The organism is Qipengyuania profundimaris (assembly GCF_030717945.1).
Taxonomy (GTDB): Bacteria; Pseudomonadota; Alphaproteobacteria; order Sphingomonadales; family Sphingomonadaceae; genus Qipengyuania; species Qipengyuania profundimaris.
The window spans coordinates 2,248,011-2,267,332 of sequence record NZ_JAVAIM010000001.1 but is presented as its reverse complement, the minus strand read 5'-3'; the positions used below and the strand labels follow the sequence as shown (position 1 = coordinate 2,267,332).

Below are 19,322 nucleotides of genomic sequence, written 5' to 3'. Positions count from 1 at the left end.
TAAATTAAACGTTTTGAGCTATCCGGCGCTCATTGCTTTGAGGGGAATGACGCTTGGCACTGGCCGACCGGGAATTGATGCTGCAGGAGTTCCGAAAGGCTTACGACCGGCTGGAAGCAGTCCGGAAGGCAGCGAAGGAAACTAGCGACACGCGCGCCTTGTCGCATGCCGAGCATAATTTTCATGCGGTCGCGGAAGGTCTCGCGCGCCTCCTCATCCGTGCGGAGAAGCGCGCCAACGATTAGGCTGGCATGGCGATTTAAGTGCGTGCTGGAAAGTGCGTGGTGCTTGGCCTAAGCGCCGGCTCTATGACGACGACTATCCTGCTCTTGCTCGCCGGTTTCGCCCTGCTTCTGCTGGGCGGTGAGCTGCTGGTTCGCGGCGCTTCGCGACTTGCCGAAAGGTTCGGACTCTCGCCGATGCTGGTCGGTCTGGTGATCGTCGGACTTGGCACCTCGACGCCCGAACTAGCCGCCAGCGTGCAGGCGTCACTTGCCGGATCGCCGGGTATCGCGATCGGCAATATCGTTGGATCGAACCTCGCCAACATCCTGCTGATCCTCGGCACCGCAGCGCTGATTGCGCCGATTGCCGTGGGGGCAAGCGCGCTGTGGCGGGACGGGATGGTGGGAGTCGGTGGGGTCCTTCTGCTGTTACTCGCAGGGTCCACCACCGGTCTTTCGCAACTGGCCGGCGGCGCGTTTCTGCTGATCCTCGCGGCCTATCTCGCTCTCGCTTACCGGCAGGAGACGGCAAGCGCCGGCGCTTCCGCGGCAGGACAGCGCACCGCGGCTGCCGAGCATGCCGATCCGGGCCTTCACCCCGAGGACAGCGGCACGGCCGGCGGCGTCGCCGTGCCGATCCTGCTGTTCGTGGTGGGCACCGCCATCATCATTGCCGGCGGTTACATCCTCGTCGATGCCGCCATCGACATGGCCGCGCGGCTGGGCGTCTCTGACGAAGTCATCGGACTCACCGTCGTCGCTGCGGGCACCTCGGCCCCCGAACTCGCCACCAGCGCCATCGCCGCCTTTCGCAAGGAGAGCGACATCGCGCTCGGCAACGTGCTGGGCTCCAACATCTACAACATCTTCTTCATCGGCGGCGTGACCGGCCTCGTGGCCCCCGGCCCGATACCCGGCGGGATCATGACGGTGGACCTCTGGGTGCTCCTCTCCGCATCGATCGTCGCCATTATTTTCGCCTACACGGGCGGTCGGCTCGGTCGGCGCGAGGGCGGACTGCTGGTTGTGGGCTATGTTGCCTTCCTCGCTGCCACAGCCGGTTTGGTCTGAGGGATACCGTCTCCCGATCCACACTCAGCATGCGAAAAATTTTCGCATAGCTAATGCATGTTATCGCGCGCGTGCAGCTTTTGGGATGTTAAGTTGCGGCAGCCGACCGTAGGCGAACGATCTTACTGTCCCAAACAGCGGCAAATTGTCGACCCATCTGTTCGTCCACCCGCTTTTGCGGGGCGTCGGTTGCGTTCTTTTTCGGGAGGGGCCCATGCCGAGATACGTGTTGCACTACAGGGAAAATCGACACCAGGTCGAACACAAGATTGAATTCCAATCTGTCTGCCCGGCGAGCGTGCTGGATGTCGTCGCTCGCAAGAAGCAAGGGCTGGACGCCGATCTTTACGAAGACGGTCGGCCTCTATGCCATCTGACCAATCTCGGTCCGGAAGAGGTGTGGCTGGTGAGCCGGTTCAACGGTGATCGACGAGCTTGATGTGTACGGTGAAGAGGATGGTTCCCTCCTCATCCCGCGCATCGACAGCCAATCCCTTGCTATCGAGGATCGATGGCTCGTTCTTCAGGATTTCGCCCGCGAATTCGACAGCTGCGACCTGTGCTGCCCTCTGGCTGTCAAGTTCCGTGCCAAGCCGGTCGAACTCGCTCGAGTGGTCGTGCAAGTCGAAAAAATAGCGCGGCATCGAGCTGTCCATAGTAGTTCCTTCAGTTAAACGCTCGAAGACAGATAAATATTCCGTATTTCCGTGCTGGTTCGATCAACGGCGTTCCAGATGGAGATAGTCACTGTTGAATTCCGCGATATCCTTGAGCTTGTCGATGTCGCAAATTTTTAGACGGCGCTGCTCGAATTCGATCAAACTTTCGCTGCGCATACGTTGAAGCGTGCGATTGACGTGGACCGGGGTGAGTCCGATCGTATCGCCAAGCTGGTTCTGCGTCAGCGGCAGGTGGAATTCGTCTTCGTCGGCAAGCCCGACGATGGTCATGCGCAGCCATAATTCGCAGAAAATATGCGCCATGCGTTCGTAAGCGAAGCGCTGACCCAGATTTGTCAGCCACTGGCGCAGGATCGATTCGTCCACGAGGCTCGACCACCACAAACCTCTCGCGATGCGCGGACTCGAATTGAAAGCCTCGAGGATCTGGTCTTTGGACACTGCTGCACATTTGAGGTCGCTGAGTGCACCGATCCCGTGGTCCATCCGCTTAAGGACGAAGACGAAGGGATCGCAAATGTCGCCCGGCAGGAGATAGCCAGTAATCTGCCGCTTGCCTTCGGGAAGCAGCTTGTATCGAAAAGCCCAGCCTTCCAGCTGAATGAAGACCTGCTTCGGTGGAGCAGATTCCTCGATCAAATCGTCCTCGGCACTCAGTGTGCGGACATCGGAACATAGACCGGTCAGGATCGCGCGATCGTTTTCGTCCAGGTCGGTGAAGCAGCTTAGCCGTCGTTCGAGTGGAGTGCTCACTCTCGATCTTCGCCCGCAGATCATCCGCTACGTGGCTTGAACGCCTGTTCAAACCATTCGATCAGGCGCAATAACAAAAGTTACACGCCGATGCAGCTCATGCGCAATCGATTGACTTTTTGCGCTGCAGCATCCACATGGCGGCCATCGAAGCGCGCTAGCCAGCGTGAAGCGGCAGTCGGAGAGACATCCATTGCCCCGGCCGCGCCTCGGTCTCTTTTCCAAAGACTTCCCTTTTCACGCGGGTCGTTTGACACCCGCGCCGCGCCCGGACTCTATTGAGTGTCCGTCTGCGCGCCGCATATCGAATGCGAGTATTCATGACCAAATTTACCGACCTCGGGCTGTCGCAGCCCGTCCTCCAAGCCCTCGACATGAAGGGCTACGACACGCCGACGCCGATCCAGGCGCAGGCCATCCCGCCCGTTCTCGAAGGCCGCGACCTGATGGGCATCGCCCAGACCGGAACCGGCAAGACCGCGGCCTTCATGCTGCCGAGCATCGACAATCTGCGCGAGGCCGACAATCAGACACCATTCAAGTCGTGCCGCATGCTGGTGCTCGCGCCGACGCGCGAACTCGCCGGCCAGATCGCCCAGAGCGCCAAGGATTACGGCGCGATGGCGGGCCTCAAGGTCCAGTCGATCGTCGGCGGCACCTCGGTCAACAAGGACCGCAACAAACTGCACCGCGGGACCGACATCCTCGTCGCGACGCCCGGCCGTCTGCTCGACCTGATCGACCAGAAGGCCTTCACGCTCGACAAGGTCGAAATACTGGTCCTCGACGAGGCGGACCAGATGCTGGACCTCGGCTTCATCCACGCGCTGCGCCGCATCAGCCAGCTGGTGCCCGAAGACCGGCAGACGCTGTTTTTCAGCGCCACCATGCCCAAGCAGATCCAGGAACTGGTCGGCAAATACTGCCGCAATCCGGTCAAGGTCAGCGTGACGCCCGAAAGCACCACGGCAGAGCGGATCGACCAGTATCTCTTCATGGTCCAGCAGGACGAGAAACAGACGCTGCTCGAAATGATCCTGAAAGAGCGCCACGAGGTACCCGGCAAGTTCGAGCGCGTGTTGATCTTCGCCCGCACCAAGCATGGCTGCGACCGCATCGTGAAGAAGCTTGGCCAGGCGGGCGTCCCGGCGAATGCCATCCACGGCAACAAGAGCCAGCCGCAGCGTGAACGCGCGCTCGACGAGTTCAAGCGCGCGAAGACACCGATCCTCGTCGCGACGGATGTCGCGGCCCGCGGGATCGACATTCCCGGCGTCAGCCACGTGCTGAATTACGAACTGCCCAACGTGCCCGAGCAATATGTCCACCGGATAGGCCGTACCGCCCGTGCGGGCCGCGACGGCGTGGCGATCGCCTTCTGCGCCGAGGACGAGCGCGACTACCTCAAGGACATCCGCAAGAAGACCGATGCGGAGTTCGAGCGCTTGCCGCTGCCGGACAATTTCCGCGCCGTGGTCGAAGGTGTCGGCCCGACCAAGCGCGAACAGAAACCACGCCTCGCCAAGCCCAAGGTTCGCCCTGCGGGCGGCGCGGCGAAGAAGACCAAACCGAAGCAGAAGCACACCGCGCGCAAGGGCAAGCCCGAAGGCGCGGGCCAGGGTCGTCCGCAGGGCGGGAAGCCCGGCGGCGGTCGCAACCGGAACCGCAATCGCAACCGCTCGCGCGCGGCGCAGGGCTGACCGACTGGACACACGTACTCGCCACGCGCAAATATCGTTAAATCTACGGTCTGCTGGAGCTGACAGATGGAACCCGGATTCAAGCCGAAGATAACTCCGATCGACCGCATCCAGGAAAACCTCGTCGCTCGCGTCGAGCGCACGGCTCTTGATTGGCTATGTGCGCGGCTGCCGCGGCGGGTTTCGCCCGATATGCTGACCGCTCTGGGCATGGTCGGAGCGGTTCTGGTATTCGTGGGGTATCTCGGAAGCAACGCGGACCGCGACTGGCTCTGGCTCGCAGTGGCCGGATATGTGGTTCACTGGTTCGGAGATTCGCTCGACGGTAGTCTGGCGCGTTACCGGAAGATCGAACGCCCGCGATATGGCTATTTCCTCGATCATAGCTGCGATGGATTGGCGACGACGCTGCTGGTCGTCGGCATCGGACTGAGCCCCTACGTCGAACTCGAGGTCGCGCTGATCGCCCTGGCCGGATATCTGCTGATGTCCATTCATGCCTTCCTGTCGGTTCGCGTTCTCGGCGAGCTGCGGCTGTCCTACATGAATGCCGGACCCACCGAGCTGCGCCTTGTCCTCATCGCTCTGACCCTGGCGATGTATTACGCAGGGCCCGAGGCGCCGATCCTCTGGCAGCTCAACGGCTTCGACCTGTTTGTCGGAGCGGTAGGCTGCCTGTTGGTGGCGCTGTTCGTCATCCAGACGGTACAGGTCGCGAGGCGCCTGGCGGTGGAGGAACCGCCGCGAAATTGACGCTGCCTCTCGGTCTGTCGAAACGAAATGGCCGCCTATCCCAATTTCCGGCGTAGCTGCCTTTGGCAAGAGACCGGCGCATAGCTAACATTATCCCGCGCCGCCGCCGGACCCGCATTCGCGCGGTTCAATTGGTAACGGCGTCCATCTCCGGAGAAGCTATGCGCAGCCGCGCGAAGGCTTCGGGCATCGTTTCGGCCAGCCAGTCGAGCATGCCTTCGCGAATGTCACAGCGCAAATCGAACAGCGCGGAAGAATCCTTCGCGCTCATCAGTAGACGGACCTCAATCGCATCCCGCATTGTCTCGGTGACCTGCGCCACCTGAACGCGTCCGTCCCAAAGTGCGTTCGCGTTGATCTGCCGTTCGAATTCGGCCCGGATCGGCGCAATCTTCGTCGCCGGGTCGAGGTAGAGCATCACCGAGCCGAGCAGCTGCGCGGTCTTCTTGGTCCAATTCTGAAATGCGTCTTCGAGAAAACGCGTGGTTGGCACGATCAGTCGGCGTTCGTCCCAGATTTTCACCACGACATAGGTGGTGCGGATGTCCTCGATCCTGCCCCACTCGCCTTCGATGATGACGACGTCGTCGATATTGATCGGCTCGGTCAGTGCCATTTGCGCCCCGGCGATCAATGACTTGAGCGCGGGTTGCGCCGCCGCCCCGACCGCAAGACCCGCCAGCCCCGCCGATGCGACAAGCGTTACGCCGATATCGCGGACGCCGGGGATCGAAAGCAGCATCAACCCCACGGTCACGAAGACGATGATGAAAGTGACGATCCGGCTGAGCATGGTCAGCCGTGTGCGCCGTCGCCGGGCGGCAAGATTGTCGGCCACGGTGATGTCGGCGCGCAGTTTCATCGCCTCCACCAGTGCGTGCAGGATGGCGAGGGCGATCCAGCCGATTAGCGCTGGCATGACGAAGCCCGCGACCTTTTCCCAGATGGCTTCGAACGCCGGGATTTCCCGCGCCGCGATCACCAAGGCGAGCGCGATCAGCGCGACCCGCGTCGGCGTGGCAAGCCGTCGGACCAGCAAATCGTCGGATTCGCTGTTCGACGATCTGGCGAAGCGGCGCAGCAGGCGGAATGCCAGCCAGTGGACGGCAAGCGCCACAGCGGTCGCCGCAGCGGCGAAGGTGAGGTAGTTCCACGGATAGGGCAGGAACTCGGCTCCACCCTCGATAATTTCGGCAATCGGTTGCTTCATGCTGTCTCCCGATGTGTTGCGGGTTCGGGCAGCATCCCCTCCCAGAGATATCGTTGTAATGGATCGCACAGGCTTGCGGTTCCTCTGCGCAGCGGCACGGAACGGATCGGGTAAGGCCCTTGTGCTGTTCACCCGAAAGCCCCAATTGCACCGGCGAACAGAGATTGGAGACAGATTTTGGCGACAGAACCCGGCGGCGAATACGATTTCGACCTCTTTACCATCGGTGCGGGGTCGGGCGGCGTGCGCGCTTCCAGGGTTTCCGCCGCGCACGGAGCGAAGGTGGCGATCGCGGAGGAGCACCGGGTCGGTGGCACCTGCGTCATTCGCGGGTGCGTGCCCAAGAAGATGCTCGTCTACGGCGCGCATTTCGCCGAGGATCTGGAAGATTGCCAGCGCTTCGGCTGGGAAATCGGCGAGCGCAAGTTCGACTGGAAGACGCTCCGCGACAATGTCCTCGACGACGTGACGCGGATCGAGGGTGCCTATACCGACACGCTCGAAAACCACGACGTCACGATCTTCAAGGAACGTGCCGAAATCACCGGCCCGCACGAAATCACGTTGGCGAGCGGCAAGACCGTCACGGCGAAGTACATCCTGATCGCCACCGGCGCGCGCCCGCGCATGCCCGAATGCCAGGGGGCCGAACATGCCATCAGCTCCAACGAGGCTTTCCATCTCGACGAACTTCCGGAGAAGATCATCATCGCGGGCGGCGGCTATATCGCCAACGAGTTCGCCGGTATCTTCAACGAGTTCGGCTGCGACGTGCACATCGTCAATCGCGGCGACCGCCTGCTCCGCAGCTACGACGAGGCGGTGCGCGACCGGCTGCTTCAGATCAGCACGATGAAGGGGATCAAGTTCCGTTTCAACACTACCTTCGAATACATCAAGCCATGCGACGAGGGCGGATATTTCGTGAAGATGTCCGATTGCGACGAGGAGAAGGCCGACCTCGTCATGTTCGCCGTGGGGCGGATTCCGAATACGGAAGGGCTCGGCCTCGACAAGGCGGGCGTGGAGCTGGGCGATGGCGGCGAGGTCAAGGTCGACCGCTTCAGCAAGACGAATGTCGACCACATCTATGCCGTCGGCGACGTGACCGACCGCGTGCAGCTGACCCCGGTCGCCATCCGCGAGGGGCAGGCGTTCGCCGATACCGTCTTCGGCGGTCACGATCCGGTCGCGGTGGACCATGGCTGCATTCCCAGCGCGGTCTTCAGCCATCCACCTATTGCGGCGGTCGGCATGACCGAGGGCGAGGCCAAGAATGCGCTCGGCAGCGTGAAGGTCTATCTGTCCGATTTCCGCCCGATGAAGAACGTGCTGGCGGGACGCAACGAACGCAGCCTGATGAAGATGGTCTGCGACGGGGATAGCGGCAAGATCGTCGGCATCCACATGATCGCGCCCGAAGCACCGGAAATGATGCAGGCCGCTGCAATTGCGGTGAAGGCGGGTCTTACGAAAGCCGATTTCGATGCGACCACCGCGATCCATCCAACGATGGCGGAAGAGCTGGTGTTGATGCGCTAGGCGAAGCGGCTCGGCGATAGCTGGTCCGGCGTCACGCCAACGGCCTGCAATTCCTCCGGCCATTTCGCGCCAGTCGCCAATGCTTCGGCGGCGAGCGCCATTGCGGGCGATGTCTGCAGGCCGAAGCCGCCCTGTCCGGCCAGCCAGAAGAAGCCCGGAGCTTGTGGATCGAAGCCGCATACCGGCAGCCGTTCGGGCGTGAAGGTCCTGAGGCCGGCCCACTTGCTGGCGAGGCGCGGGATGGCGAGCGTCGTCGCCTGCTCGACGCGCCATGCGGCCAAGGCTATATCCTCCTCCTCAGGCTGCGCGTCGCATGGGTCGGACGGATGCTCATCCATCGGGCAGGCCAGCAGGCGTCCGCGCCCTTCCGGCTCGATGTAGAAGCCGGGACCGACCGTCTTGGTGAAGGGCCATGCCGAGACGTCCATGCCATCGGGCACATCGAAGGTGATCACCGTGCGCCGCAACGGTATAAGGCCGAGAAGCGCGACGCCCGCCAACCGCGCGATCTCGTCGGCCCAGGCCCCGGCGGCATTGACCACGACCTTCGCCGAGTAGCTGTTGCCCGGCGTATCGACGATCCAATGCGCGGCTTCGTGACGCAGCGACGTTACCGGCGATTGTGTTGCGATCTCGCTTCCTGCCGCGAGCAAGGCGTGCCTGTGCCCTTCGAGCAGCGCGTGGGCATCGAGTTTGCGACCGGCTTCGTCCAGCAGCGCTCCGATAATCCCGTTCTCCCCATCGCGGAGCACCGGCACGAGCGAGCGCGCCTCGTCCGAGGATAGCCGCCGCACGTCCGGCTGCCATTCCCGGTAGCCTGCCTCGACGCGGTCGAGGTCGCTCTCCTGCCCCTCCAAAGCGATGAATAAAGCCGGGTGCCTGCGCGCACCCGGTTCCTCGAGCAGCGGCAGGCTCGCTGCGGTGAGTGCGCGCACCAGCGGCGCATCCATGTCGAAATGCGCGAAGGCGGCGCTGCGGCCCGAGGCATGGACGCCGGGAGAACCCTCTGCCTCGCAAACGACTACACGGCCATGCTGCGCCAACCGCGCCGCTGCGGACAGACCTGCAATGCCCGCTCCGATCACGAAGTAATCGACCGTCTGCATAATCTGCTCACGATAGGCCGCTCTAGCGGTCTCGCATAGCGCCAGCGTCGACTCAACCGCACCGGATCGGGACTAAGCGGCGCGGCGCATTGCGCCTGCGCGCATGGCTCGCCACAACTTGTTGAACGATTCGCCGATTTCGGGGAGATTGCATGAACACGCTGGCTTCGCGCGGACAATTGCGCGCGAGTTTCATTCGCTGGGCACTCTTTACCGTGCCGCTGGTTTTCCTGCTGGGCTTCCTTAGCGGCATGGTTGGCAGCCCGGATTCGGCCTGGTTCCAGTCGCTCGAAAAGCCTGCGATCTATCCCGAGCCCAAGTGGTTCGGCATCGTTTGGTCGGTGCTCTATGTGATGATCGGCCTTGCCGTCGCCATGGTAGCCTCGGCCTGGGGCGCGCGCGGCCGCACGGCAGCCTTGTGGATGTTCGCTGCGCATTTCGTGTTCAACCTGGCGTGGACACCGGTGTTTTTCGGGGCCCAGCAGATCACGGGCGCGCTGGTGGTCATCGCGTTGATGGCGGTGACGCTGATCGCCGTGATCGCGCTGTTCTGGAAGGTCCGCAAGGCGGCCGGACTGCTGCTGTTGCCGTATCTCGCATGGGTGCTGTTCGCAGGCCTTCTAAACTTCCAGTTCCTGCAGCTGAATCCCGATGGTGGAGCCGCCGCGAGCGATAGCGGCGCGGTCGAGCGGGTGAGAATAGGGAATTAGTTTTTGCCGGGTGCGGTCAGGACATCCGTCCTGACCTCGCTGTTCCATCCCGCTCCCCCACCCGGCCACCCACGGCACTATACTGGTTGGGTGGTCGGGTGGGGGAGTGGGATGGAACAGCCAAGGGAAGCGCGGATGCGCTTTCCGCACGCAACAAGGACTCTGGACAAAGACTTCGCTGCGCCCCATCTGCATCTCCATGCAATCCAAGAACCCCCTCGTTGCCGATTTCGTCAAACTCGCCAACTCGGCGGCCGGTACCTTGGCCGGCATGGGCCGCGAAGCGCGCGATGCGGCGCGGGAGCGGGCTAAGGAGACGTTCGGCGGCATGGACTTCGTCAGCCGCGAGGAATTCGATGCGGTCAAGATGATGGCCAGCAAGGCCCGCGAAGAAGCCGAAGACCTTAAAGCCCGCGTGGCGGCTCTGGAAGCCAAGGCCAAGTGACCGTCGCCCCTGCCACAAGGTAGGGACGAGAATGCACCTCACAGCCCCCGCAATTTTGCTCGCCGCGCGCCCGCATGGCGAGACGGCGGTGATCACGCGCATGCTGACCGAGCAGAGCGGCGTGGTCGCGGCCTATGTCGCGGGTGGTCGCGGGCGGCATCTGCGGCCGGTCGTAATCCCGGGCAACATCGTGCAGGCCGAGGTTCGCGCGAAATCGGACAACCAGCTGCCCTTCGCCCGGCTGGAGCTGGTGACGAGCCGCGGGCCGTGGCTTTCCGAGCCACTCCCCGCCGCCGCGATCGCATGGGTCACGGCACTGACCGCCGCTGTGCTGCCGGAGCGCAATGCCTATCCCACGCTCTACGCTGCGCTCGGCGCATTGCTCGAGGCGATCTGTTCTGCCGATGCCGCGCGACAGTGGGTGGAAGTGCTGGCGGTGTATGAGGCGCTGCTGCTGCGCGAACTGGGCTATGGCGGAGAGCGGCCTGCGATAGCCGACCTTGGGCAGGCCTTGGAAATTCTCGACCGCCAGGAGCCGTTGATCGCGCGCTACCTGCTTGCCGACACCCGCGCCGACGTTCTAGCCGCAAGACAGCTCTTGAGGCAGCGGCTGGCACGGATGATGGAATGAAGATCGCGATTTTTCCCGGCGACGGGATCGGACCCGAAGTGACGGCACAGGCGCGCCGCGTGCTCGATGCGCTCGACCTGCCGGGACTGACGCTGTTCGAAGGCGATGTCGGAGCGGTCGCCTATCGCCGCCACGGGCATCCGCTTCCCGCAGAGACGCTGGAGATGGCGCGGGCTGCAGACGCCGTGCTGTTCGGCGCGGTCGGCGATTTCTCCTGCGACGATCTGCCGCGCGAATTGCGGCCCGAACAAGCGATCCTCGGCCTACGGAGCGAGCTCGGCCTGTTCGCGAACCTGCGCCCTGCGGCAGGCTTCCCGGGCCTCGAGCACTTGTCTTCGCTCAAGCCCGATATTGCTCGCAGCATCGACTTGCTGGTGGTGCGCGAACTCAATGGCGACGTCTATTTCGGCGACAAGGGCGAGCGCGACAGCACCGGTGGGCGCGAGGGCTGGGACGCCATGTCCTATAACGAGGCCGAGGTGCGCCGCATCGCGCATGTCGCCTTCCGCGCAGCCATGGGGCGGGGCAAGCGCCTGACCAGCGTCGACAAGGCGAATGTCCTCGAAACCAGTCGCATCTGGCGCGAGACGGTCATCGAGATGGCGAAGGACTATCCCGAGGTCGAACTGGACCACATGTATGTCGACAACGCAGCCATGCAGCTGGTGAAATCGCCCGGCCAGTTCGATACGATCGTCACCGGCAATCTGTTCGGCGACATATTGTCGGACCAGGCCAGCGCCTGCGTCGGCTCCATCGGCCTGCTTGCCAGCGCCAGCCTGGGGGAGCGGCAGGCGGAATATGGCACCTTCGGCCTCTACGAACCGATCCACGGCAGCGCGCCCGATATCGCCGGGCAGGGCAAGGCCAATCCCGTGGCTGCCGTTCTCAGCCTCGCCATGCTGTTGCGCCACTCACTCGGCCGCGAGGAGGAGGCCGTGGGGGTCGAGCGCGCGGTTGAGGGCATCCTTGCAGACGGCGTCTTCGGTGGCGACCTCGGCGGCAGCGCCTCGACCTCGGAGATCGGCGACGCCATTGTTAGGAAGCTGCTAACCATATCTTGAGGATTGGCGGATATTCGCGTCATGCAATGGATATGAACCCGCAAACGCAGCCCGTCGTGGCCGGCCGGACCGATCCGCTGGACCTCGCCATCATCCTGCCGACGCTCAACGAGCGCGACAATCTTGCACCGCTGGTCGAGCGGATCGAGGGTGCGCTGGGCGCGAGCGGCTGGGAAGTGCTGATCGTGGACGACAATTCCGCCGACGGCACCAGCGACGAGGCGCGCCGCCTCTCGCTGACCGACAGCCGCGTCCGCGTGATCCAGCGCATCGGCCGTCGCGGGCTCTCGAGCGCCGCCATCGAAGGTTTCTGCGCCACCGCCGCACCCTATGTCGCAGTGATGGATGCCGATCACCAGCACGATCCCAAGCTGCTCGTGGACATGCTCGCCGCAGTGAAATCGGGCGAGGCCGAAGTCGCCGTCGCCAGCCGCTTCGCCGAAGGCGCGAGCATGGAAGAATGGGGCCGCCCCGACCGCGAGAAGCTGTCGAGCGTCGCCAATTTCCTTGCCCGCAAGCTGACCGGCGTCGAGCTCTCCGACCCGATGAGCGGGTTTTTCCTGTTGCCCGCCGAAACCGCGCGGAAGCTGGTACCCAATCTTTCAGGAATCGGCTTCAAGATCCTGCTCGACTTGCTCGCCACCTCGGACACACCGCTCAAGGTGAAGGATTTCCCGATGAACTTCTCCGCCCGCCGCTCCGGCGAATCCAAGCTCGACCGCGCCATCGCGCTCGATTTCCTCGCCGGGCTCTACGACAAGAGCTTCGGCCGCGTGATCCCGACCCGCTTCGCCCTGTTCGGCACGGTCGGCGTGCTCGGCATCGGCGTGCACATGGCGATCCTCTACGCTTTTCTGCTGGTCGCAAGCACGGATTTCAGCTGGAGCCAGGCGGTCGCGACCTTCGGCGCGATGACCTTCAATTTCTGGCTCAACAATTTCCTCACCTACCGCGACCGTCGCCTGAAATCGGCGGACAAAGTGTTCTGGGGCTGGGTCAGCTTCATTGCCGCCTGCTCCATCGGCGCCTTCGCCAATGTCGCTGTAGCGACGACCCTGCACGACCGCGGCCTGCACGAAGTGCTCGCGGCACTGGTTGGCATCGGCATCGGGTCGGTATGGAACTACGCCCTGTCGAGCCGCTTCGTCTGGGGTAGGTATTGAGTTTTACCGGGCGCAGAGACTGACGCAGTCAGTCGCGGATGGATGCCAACGAACCCTCACCTCCACCCTTCGATCCAAGTCCACACGGCAAAGCTGTCCGGCCCTGCCAGCGGCTCGGCGCTGAGGATCGAGTAGAACCACGCGAAGACCAGTACGCTGCCAATAAGCGGGGCGAGGGCGGTCTTGCGCCAGCCGTTGCGCCATAGCGCGTCGCAGGCGAGCGCCAATGCGGCCAGCAGCGGGAAGCTCGGCAGCGAATAGTGGTAGTAGAACTGGATCGGCTTGGCTGCGACGATCCAGAAGCCGAGGCTCACTGCATAGAGAATCACTACACCGAGCGCGGCCCAGTTTCGGCTCAGCAGGCCGTGGAACAGGCACCACGCCAGCCCGGCAAGGCCCAGATACATCGTCAGCGGATTGCCGATCAGCATGATCCCGCGCTGCACGCCGTCCACCGGCTCGTAGAGATACCAGATCGAGCGCGCGTTCAGCACCCAGTCCTGCCAGGTCGACTGGTAGGGATGCGATTTCAGCACCTGCGTCTGTAGATCGAGCATGAACCGGTGGTGGAACGCCAGCCCCTCGGTAATCGGGTTCACGGCGAAACGGTAGGCCGGGAGGAAGGTCGCGGCGTAAACCAGTAGCGGGACAAGGCCGAGCCACAGCGCCGCTTCTACCAGCGTGATGCCCGGCCCGGGCGCGCCGCGGCGGCTCAGCAGCAAACGGCGACGGCCGGCCAGCGCGCGGGCGATCAGGAAGGTCAGGCCCGGCAGGGTGGCGACGACTAGCGCATTCCACTTCGATCCCATCGCCAGGCCCAGTGCAACGCCTGTCAGCGCCAGCCGCCAGCGGCCCTGCTCGGGCTGGCGGATCGCGGCGGCGAACTGCCATGCGGCGACGCTCAGGAAGGCGAGGTAAAAGATGTCGAGCATGGCGATGCGCGCATGCACGAACAGGTGGAAACCGGTCGCCAGCAATACGCCATAGGCCAGCGTCGCGAAGCGGCTGCATGTCGCGAACCACAACGCGCGCATGTTGGCGAACAGCGCGAGTGTGCCGAAGAGCGTCGGCAGCAGTCGCCAGCCCCAGGGATTGTCGCCGAAAAGAGCAATGCCCAGCGCGATCAGCTCTTTGCCGACCAGCGGATGCTCGCGATTGGTGAATTCGCCCAACACCAGCAGCTCGCGCGCGGCGGGAAGGTAATGGACCTCGTCGAAATAGGCGTGCGGGACGATCGTGAGGAACGGCAGCGTCGCCAGCCAGAATGCCAGCGCCAGCGCGCCGCACCAGCGCAGGGGATCGACGGGTTGCTCGGGCGCGCGGCTCATCGCGCGATGGCTTAGGCAGAGGCCCGCGCGCCGACAAGCGCGTTCACGAAGTTGTGCGCGACTCCAGCCAGAACAGGCGCGCGACCATCGCAAGGAGGCCGATACTGGCAGTCGCGGCGACAAAGAGGATCCACAGCGGGACATTCATGCCCTGCGCTCTCGCACGCGGCAAAACCAGAAAGACGGCCACGCCCAGTGCGAAAAGCAGGTCCCACCAGACCTGCACGCCCCACAGATTGCTCGTATGGTTGAGCCAGACGGGCATCACGCCCTCGGTCGCAATCGTGACGGCCGTGTAGGCACCGAAGGCCGCCGAGAGCATGGCTGCCAGGATCGGGCTGCCGGTCTTTTCGCGGCTTGCGAGCATGTAGCCCAGCGCGGCCAGAACGGCGACAAGCCCAACTGTGAAAAGAGCAATATACGGCGTCATTACGGCAGGCTCCCGAATCGTATGTAGCGAGTGCTACACTTGTAGCGTTTTGTAGCACTCGCTACAAGCATTGCCATGTCGCCTGCTCGGATGTCTCGCGAAACGCTGCTGCCGCTGCTTGCCACCCATGTCATGGAGCACGGGCTCGCCGATGCCTCGCTCCGCCCGCTGGCAAAGGCTGCGGGCACCAGCGATCGGATGCTGCTCTACCACTTCGGCAACAAGGATGCTCTGGTCGCCGCTCTCCTCGAATATCTGGCCGGCATGTTCGCCGATGCGCTCGGTACCGCCTTTCCGCAGGAGCGTGCACGATCGCGTCGTGCCTGCGCGAAGACGGTATATGACATTACCGGCAGGCCTGAATTCGCGCCTTTTCTTCGCGTCTGGTGGGACATCGTCGCCGGATGCGCGAACGACAATGCAGCCTATTTCGACGCAGCAGGAGGAATCATGGACGTATTGCTCGACTGGGTGGTCGACCACCTGCCGGAAAGCGACCCCGACCCCAAGGCGGGTGCGCGGGCAGTGATGACCGTGATCGAGGGGGCGCAAATGCTGCGGTCTGTCGGGCGCCCCGATGTCGGCGAAGCGGGGCTTGCCGCGCTGGAAGGCTGACCCGCTTGCCGCGCCGCACGCCTATGCTATCGCGCGGTCCATGAAGAAGACCACCGGCACCGACCGCTCGATCACCAGCAAGTGGCGTCCCGCAACGCAGGCCGTGCGCGGCGGCACCTGGCGCAGCGAGCATGGCGAGACCAGCGAGGCGCTGTTCCTCACCAGCGGCTATACTTACGATGACGCCCAGACCCCCGCGGATCGCTTCGCGGGCGAAATGCAGGGCATGACCTATTCGCGGTTGCAGAATCCTACCGTCGCCATGCTGGAAGAGCGCATCGCGCTGATGGAGGGTGCCGAAGCCTGCCGCGCGCAGGCGAGCGGAATGGCGGCGATGACCACCGCGCTGCTGTGCCAGCTGTCCGCGGGCGATCACGTGGTCGGCGCGCGCGCTGCCTTCGGTTCGTGCCGCTGGCTGCTCGATCAGCTGCTGCCGCGCTTCGGGATCGAGACCACCGTGATCGACAGCGCCGACGACGACGCCTGGGAGGCGGCGATCAAGCCGAACACCAAGGCCTTTTTCTTCGAGACACCCGCTAACCCCACGCTCGACGTGGTCGACCTCGCCCATGTTTGCGGCGTCGCCAAGGCGCATGGCGTCACTACCGTGGTCGACAATGCTTTCGCCACCAGTGCGCTGCAGAAACCGATGGAATTCGGTGCGGACGTGGTCGCCTATAGTGCGACCAAGCTGATGGACGGGCAGGGGCGGGTGCTCGCCGGCGCGGTCTGTGGATCGCAGGAATGGATCGACGAGGTGCTGCTGCCGTTCCAGCGCAACACCGGCCCCAATTGCGCGCCGTTCAATGCCTGGGTGGTGCTGAAGGGCCTCGAAACGCTCGACCTGCGCGCCCGGCGCCAGAGCGAGAATGCCGTTGCGCTCGGCGCATTCATCGAGCCGCGCGTGCCGAAGATGCTGCATCCAGGCCTGCCGAGCCATCCGCGCCACGATCTGGCGATGAAGCAGATGGTCGCCACCGGGCCGATCTTCGCTTTCGACGTCGGCGACCGCGCCACGGCTTTCGCCGTGCTCGACGCGCTCGAGCTGGTCGATATCTCCAACAATATCGGCGATGCGCGTAGCCTGATGTGCCACCCGGCCAGCACGACCCACGCCAATATGGGTGAGGAGGGCCGCGCCGCGATGGGGGTGACCGAGGGGCTGCTGCGGATCAATGTCGGGCTGGAGGATATCGAGGATCTGAAAGAGGACCTCGACCGCGCATTGTCTGCAGCGGGCCTCTAGCCGCCGCGCCAGCCTATCCGCGCAGCCAGCGCGCTGAGTTCCTCTCCGAGCGCTTGCGCTGCCGAGCGAGCGCGGTGGCAGGGCGCATCGTCGGTCAGCGCGGCATAGGTGGCGAGGTCGGCATTGCGCAGCAGGTCGATCATCAGCGCCTCGTCGCGCGTCATGCCGGTCGCACAGCAAGGCGCGAGCGTGAGTGTCCGGCGCGAGGATCTTGCGAGTTCGACGACGAAGCACCGGGTGAGTACCAGCAAGCGGCGAAATCCGCTGCCAGCTACATCCAATGCCAACATCGCCGCCCGCGAATCGTCGGGGCCTTTCATCGCCATTCGCCGGACCAGCACTAGCGCTAGCGACAAATCGCGGCGGGCAGGCAGGGGCAGGTCGAGCGCGGGAGCGGGAGATCGGTGGGTCATAGGAAGTCCTCCTTCGGCTCGCGATCATATGCTATTGCAAATCATTCGCAAGTATGAACGTGGCGAGTGCGGGAGATTTCTCGCCTCGTCGTTTGAGATGTTCACTCCGGAGGCGCGGGCATCATGTCGAGCGTAGTCATGCTTCCCTCGAAGAACTCCATCAACACGGGCAGCCGGTAGGCACGGCGCAAGGCATCGCACTGCGAGAGCGCGTCATCGACCACGCCTTCCTTTTTCGAGTCGCCGATCATCAGGTAGACCGCCCAGGAGCGCGACGGGGAGCCGCCTTCGCCCTGCAGTGTAGGCAGCAGTTGGCGTGCGGTCGGCCCTCCCTGTTCACGGCGCGCCATGAATTCGTCATGCGAGAGTGGCGCATCGTAGCGCACCACCACCGGCACGTCCTTCGCCCGGTCGCCGAGCGGGGGCGGGCGGATCGGGTCGGAGCCGGTCACGACGATCTCGTAGATCAGTGGCGGCGGAGCGTCCGGCAGGGTCTCCTCCGGACGCGGCGCGAAATCGTAGCCGACTCCGGCATAGGCGAGGCGGCCTGACAGATTCTCTCGCGCCCACCGACCGAGCCAGAGGCTGTCGGAGCGAACCTCTCGCAAACGTGATCGTACCTCCGGCTGCTCCGTCCAAGCGGGTCGCTCGATCTCACGGGCGAGGCACGGCTCCCCGGGCATTCCGGCAAAGGCCGACTTTTCGAGCATACGCTGAAGATCGGGAGGGTAATCGGGAGTTTCGGTTGTGGCGCTGACCTTTGGCGCGCTCGCCATAGCGCTCTGCTTCGGCATTTCGACCGGCGGCGTCTCGGTTGGCGCGCACCCCGCGATCATGGTCGCACACGCTACGCCGAGGCCGAGGCGCACCCACGTCATTCAGTATCTGTCCCCTTGGTCGATCCCGGGTCCCAGCGCTCGGTGAAGGGGCGGCTCACGATCAGCAATAAAAACACGATGATCGAAACGATCGCGCCGAGCCACAATTCGCCCATCCCGCAGACGAGGCCGATCGCCCCGGCGCACCAGATCGATGCGGCGGAACCTGCGCCCTGCACGTAATTGCCTTCGCGGAACATCGCGCCCGCACCGATGAAGCCGATGCCGGTGATGACCCCTTCGATGACCCGTGTCGGGTCGATCTGCGCCTGGCTGTCGTTGCTCGACTGCAACAGTTCGATCGAGCCGATCAACAGTCCGCAGGCAGCCACCGAGATGATGACGAAGGGTCGGAAATCGATCGGTTTCTTGTGAAAGAACCGCTCGAGCCCGACGATCAAGGGAAACAGAGTCGCCGCCCCCAGCCGCCATGCGACGTCGAACCAGCTGAGCGAGGACGGGTGCAACATGTCTGTCATAAAAAAGCCAACGTTGCGGGGTGCTTTCGTTTCCGCCTAAGCCTGGGTGCGAAAGGCAGGAACCCACATGACCCGCACCATCGAATACATCCTAGATCTCGCCGCGCCGAACGGATATCTCGCGTGGTATCCGCTCAAGGCCATCGCCGAGCGGACCGGAGCGGAGCTTGTGGTCACGCCGGTGTTTCTCGGCGGTATGCACAAACTGACCGGCAATGCGCCGCCGATGTTCCGGGACAAGGATGTGAAGGGCAAGGTTGCCTATGCCGCGCTGGAATTCCAGCGCTTCCTCGACCGGCACGGGATGAGCGATTTCTGCATGCATCCGGCGCTGCCGTTCAATTCGATCCTGCTCCAGCGCATCCTCGTCGCCGCGCAGGACGAGGACGAGCGGCGCGCGCTGGTGGATGCGCTACAGCCTGCCGTGTGGGAGCGGAACATCGATTGCGGGGACGTGGACGCGGTGCGCGGGGTGCTGGAGGAGGGCGGCTTCGACGCCGATCGGTTGCTAGCCGGGACGCAGGAAGCAGAGGTCAAGCAGAAGCTGATCGACAACACCAGCCACGCCGTCGAGCGCGGCGCCTTCGGCATACCGACGGTCTTCGTTGGAAAGGAAATGTGGTTCGGGAAGGAACGTCTCGGGCAGATCGAGGACTATCTGTCGGGCGGAAAGCCCTGAATTAGAGCGCGAGCAGCGTGGCGCTGGCGAGAGTCAGCGGTGCCACCCATACCGTCGCGAGCCCGCTCTGTTCGCGCACGAGGCGCTGGATGAATGCGAATACCATCGAAACTGTCCCATTGCTTCGGTCGTCCGACCCCTCGGACTGCCGTAACGTAAGCATGCGGAACTTAGCGCCTCCTCTCGCAACGCGGTAAATCGA

General features: G+C 63.8%; 23 protein-coding genes. 14 read left to right on the top strand and 9 right to left on the bottom strand.

Annotated elements, in window-relative coordinates; genetic code table 11:
• The first annotated feature begins 53 nt into the window (after nucleotides 1-53).
• The 3 genes from Q9K02_RS11150 (at nucleotide 54) to Q9K02_RS11140 (ending at nucleotide 1,734) form a co-directional block, all read left to right on the top strand.
• Nucleotides 54-245 carry a hypothetical protein gene (locus tag Q9K02_RS11150; RefSeq protein WP_305932954.1) on the top strand — a complete coding sequence of 64 codons (192 nt, stop codon included), beginning with the start codon at nucleotides 54-56 and terminating at the stop codon, nucleotides 243-245.
• A 63-nt stretch (nucleotides 246-308) separates the two neighbouring features.
• Nucleotides 309-1,295: a calcium/sodium antiporter gene (locus tag Q9K02_RS11145; RefSeq protein ID WP_305932953.1), complete on the top strand. Its 987-nt coding sequence runs from the start codon at nucleotides 309-311 to the stop codon at nucleotides 1,293-1,295.
• Nucleotides 1,296-1,509: 214 nt separating this feature from the next.
• Complete coding sequence (locus Q9K02_RS11140) at nucleotides 1,510-1,734, top strand: hypothetical protein (protein ID WP_305932952.1); 225 nt, start codon at nucleotides 1,510-1,512, stop codon at nucleotides 1,732-1,734.
• Here Q9K02_RS11140 and Q9K02_RS11135 read toward each other — a convergent pair.
• Both Q9K02_RS11135 and Q9K02_RS11130 read right to left on the bottom strand, forming a co-directional pair.
• Nucleotides 1,712-1,951, bottom strand: coding sequence for a DUF6894 family protein (locus tag Q9K02_RS11135; RefSeq protein ID WP_305932951.1), 240 nt, complete (start codon nucleotides 1,949-1,951; stop codon nucleotides 1,712-1,714). The genes Q9K02_RS11140 and Q9K02_RS11135 overlap by 23 nt on opposite strands.
• Nucleotides 1,952-2,014: 63 nt before the next feature.
• Nucleotides 2,015-2,728, bottom strand: coding sequence for a Crp/Fnr family transcriptional regulator (locus tag Q9K02_RS11130; RefSeq protein ID WP_305932950.1), 714 nt, complete (start codon nucleotides 2,726-2,728; stop codon nucleotides 2,015-2,017).
• A 320-nt stretch (nucleotides 2,729-3,048) separates the two neighbouring features.
• On the opposite strand from Q9K02_RS11130, the gene Q9K02_RS11125 reads away from it, so the two are divergent.
• Nucleotides 3,049-4,428 carry a DEAD/DEAH box helicase gene (locus Q9K02_RS11125; protein ID WP_305932949.1) on the top strand — a complete coding sequence of 460 codons (1,380 nt, stop codon included), beginning with the start codon at nucleotides 3,049-3,051 and terminating at the stop codon, nucleotides 4,426-4,428.
• 66 nt (nucleotides 4,429-4,494) lie between these two features.
• Entirely contained in the window at nucleotides 4,495-5,181 is a 687-nt protein-coding gene (locus Q9K02_RS11120) for a CDP-alcohol phosphatidyltransferase family protein (RefSeq protein WP_305932948.1), read from the top strand.
• Between the two features lie 127 nt (nucleotides 5,182-5,308).
• On the opposite strand, the gene Q9K02_RS11115 is transcribed toward Q9K02_RS11120, so the two are convergent.
• The gene (locus Q9K02_RS11115; RefSeq protein WP_305932947.1) at nucleotides 5,309-6,391 is read right to left on the bottom strand and encodes a mechanosensitive ion channel family protein; all 1,083 of its coding nucleotides are present in this window, start codon (nucleotides 6,389-6,391) and stop codon (nucleotides 5,309-5,311) included.
• A 177-nt stretch (nucleotides 6,392-6,568) separates the two neighbouring features.
• On the opposite strand from Q9K02_RS11115, the gene gorA reads away from it, so the two are divergent.
• Nucleotides 6,569-7,933 carry a glutathione-disulfide reductase gene (gorA, locus tag Q9K02_RS11110; RefSeq protein ID WP_305932946.1) on the top strand — a complete coding sequence of 455 codons (1,365 nt, stop codon included), beginning with the start codon at nucleotides 6,569-6,571 and terminating at the stop codon, nucleotides 7,931-7,933.
• Here gorA and Q9K02_RS11105 read toward each other — a convergent pair.
• Nucleotides 7,930-9,039: an NAD(P)/FAD-dependent oxidoreductase gene (locus Q9K02_RS11105; RefSeq protein ID WP_305932945.1), complete on the bottom strand. Its 1,110-nt coding sequence runs from the start codon at nucleotides 9,037-9,039 to the stop codon at nucleotides 7,930-7,932. The two genes, gorA and Q9K02_RS11105, sit on opposite strands and share 4 nt — an antisense overlap.
• A gap of 152 nt (nucleotides 9,040-9,191) precedes the next feature.
• Here Q9K02_RS11105 and Q9K02_RS11100 point away from each other — a divergent pair, with 152 nt between their 5' ends.
• From Q9K02_RS11100 to Q9K02_RS11080, 5 genes are all read left to right on the top strand, one after another.
• Nucleotides 9,192-9,749, top strand: a complete 558-nt coding sequence (locus tag Q9K02_RS11100; protein ID WP_305932944.1) for a TspO/MBR family protein — start codon at nucleotides 9,192-9,194, stop codon at nucleotides 9,747-9,749.
• Between the two features lie 199 nt (nucleotides 9,750-9,948).
• Nucleotides 9,949-10,194, top strand: coding sequence for an accessory factor UbiK family protein (locus Q9K02_RS11095; RefSeq protein WP_278328264.1), 246 nt, complete (start codon nucleotides 9,949-9,951; stop codon nucleotides 10,192-10,194).
• 31 nt (nucleotides 10,195-10,225) lie between these two features.
• Nucleotides 10,226-10,825 (top strand): DNA repair protein RecO, encoded by a 600-nt coding sequence (recO, locus tag Q9K02_RS11090; protein ID WP_305932943.1) that lies wholly within the window; start codon nucleotides 10,226-10,228, stop codon nucleotides 10,823-10,825.
• On the top strand, nucleotides 10,822-11,889 hold the full coding sequence (leuB, locus tag Q9K02_RS11085; protein ID WP_305932942.1) for a 3-isopropylmalate dehydrogenase: 1,068 nt from the start codon (nucleotides 10,822-10,824) through the stop codon (nucleotides 11,887-11,889). The genes recO and leuB overlap by 4 nt, the downstream gene beginning before the upstream one ends.
• A 32-nt stretch (nucleotides 11,890-11,921) precedes the next feature.
• A complete protein-coding gene (locus Q9K02_RS11080) occupies nucleotides 11,922-13,052 on the top strand; it encodes a glycosyltransferase family 2 protein (RefSeq protein WP_305932941.1) in 1,131 nt (376 codons plus the stop codon).
• Between the two features lie 56 nt (nucleotides 13,053-13,108).
• On the opposite strand, the gene Q9K02_RS11075 is transcribed toward Q9K02_RS11080, so the two are convergent.
• On the bottom strand, nucleotides 13,109-14,380 hold the full coding sequence (locus Q9K02_RS11075) for a phospholipid carrier-dependent glycosyltransferase (protein WP_305932940.1): 1,272 nt from the start codon (nucleotides 14,378-14,380) through the stop codon (nucleotides 13,109-13,111).
• A gap of 43 nt (nucleotides 14,381-14,423) precedes the next feature.
• Nucleotides 14,424-14,810 carry a hypothetical protein gene (locus tag Q9K02_RS11070; protein ID WP_305932939.1) on the bottom strand — a complete coding sequence of 129 codons (387 nt, stop codon included), beginning with the start codon at nucleotides 14,808-14,810 and terminating at the stop codon, nucleotides 14,424-14,426.
• 90 nt (nucleotides 14,811-14,900) lie between these two features.
• On the opposite strand from Q9K02_RS11070, the gene Q9K02_RS11065 reads away from it, so the two are divergent.
• Both Q9K02_RS11065 and metZ read left to right on the top strand, forming a co-directional pair.
• On the top strand, nucleotides 14,901-15,425 hold the full coding sequence (locus Q9K02_RS11065; RefSeq protein WP_305932938.1) for a TetR/AcrR family transcriptional regulator: 525 nt from the start codon (nucleotides 14,901-14,903) through the stop codon (nucleotides 15,423-15,425).
• A gap of 40 nt (nucleotides 15,426-15,465) precedes the next feature.
• Nucleotides 15,466-16,671, top strand: a complete 1,206-nt coding sequence (metZ, locus tag Q9K02_RS11060; protein WP_305932937.1) for an O-succinylhomoserine sulfhydrylase — start codon at nucleotides 15,466-15,468, stop codon at nucleotides 16,669-16,671.
• Here the strand turns inward: metZ and Q9K02_RS11055 are convergent.
• From Q9K02_RS11055 to Q9K02_RS11045, 3 genes are all read right to left on the bottom strand, one after another.
• Nucleotides 16,668-17,084, bottom strand: a complete 417-nt coding sequence (locus Q9K02_RS11055) for a DUF6628 family protein (protein ID WP_305932936.1) — start codon at nucleotides 17,082-17,084, stop codon at nucleotides 16,668-16,670. The two genes, metZ and Q9K02_RS11055, sit on opposite strands and share 4 nt — an antisense overlap.
• A 101-nt stretch (nucleotides 17,085-17,185) precedes the next feature.
• Nucleotides 17,186-17,962 (bottom strand): hypothetical protein, encoded by a 777-nt coding sequence (locus Q9K02_RS11050; RefSeq protein ID WP_305932935.1) that lies wholly within the window; start codon nucleotides 17,960-17,962, stop codon nucleotides 17,186-17,188.
• Nucleotides 17,959-18,441 carry an MgtC/SapB family protein gene (locus Q9K02_RS11045; RefSeq protein ID WP_305932934.1) on the bottom strand — a complete coding sequence of 161 codons (483 nt, stop codon included), beginning with the start codon at nucleotides 18,439-18,441 and terminating at the stop codon, nucleotides 17,959-17,961. The genes Q9K02_RS11050 and Q9K02_RS11045 overlap by 4 nt, the downstream gene beginning before the upstream one ends.
• Before the next feature lie 67 nt (nucleotides 18,442-18,508).
• On the opposite strand from Q9K02_RS11045, the gene Q9K02_RS11040 reads away from it, so the two are divergent.
• Nucleotides 18,509-19,120 carry a 2-hydroxychromene-2-carboxylate isomerase gene (locus Q9K02_RS11040; protein WP_305932933.1) on the top strand — a complete coding sequence of 204 codons (612 nt, stop codon included), beginning with the start codon at nucleotides 18,509-18,511 and terminating at the stop codon, nucleotides 19,118-19,120.
• Nucleotides 19,121-19,322: the final 202 nt, after the last annotated feature.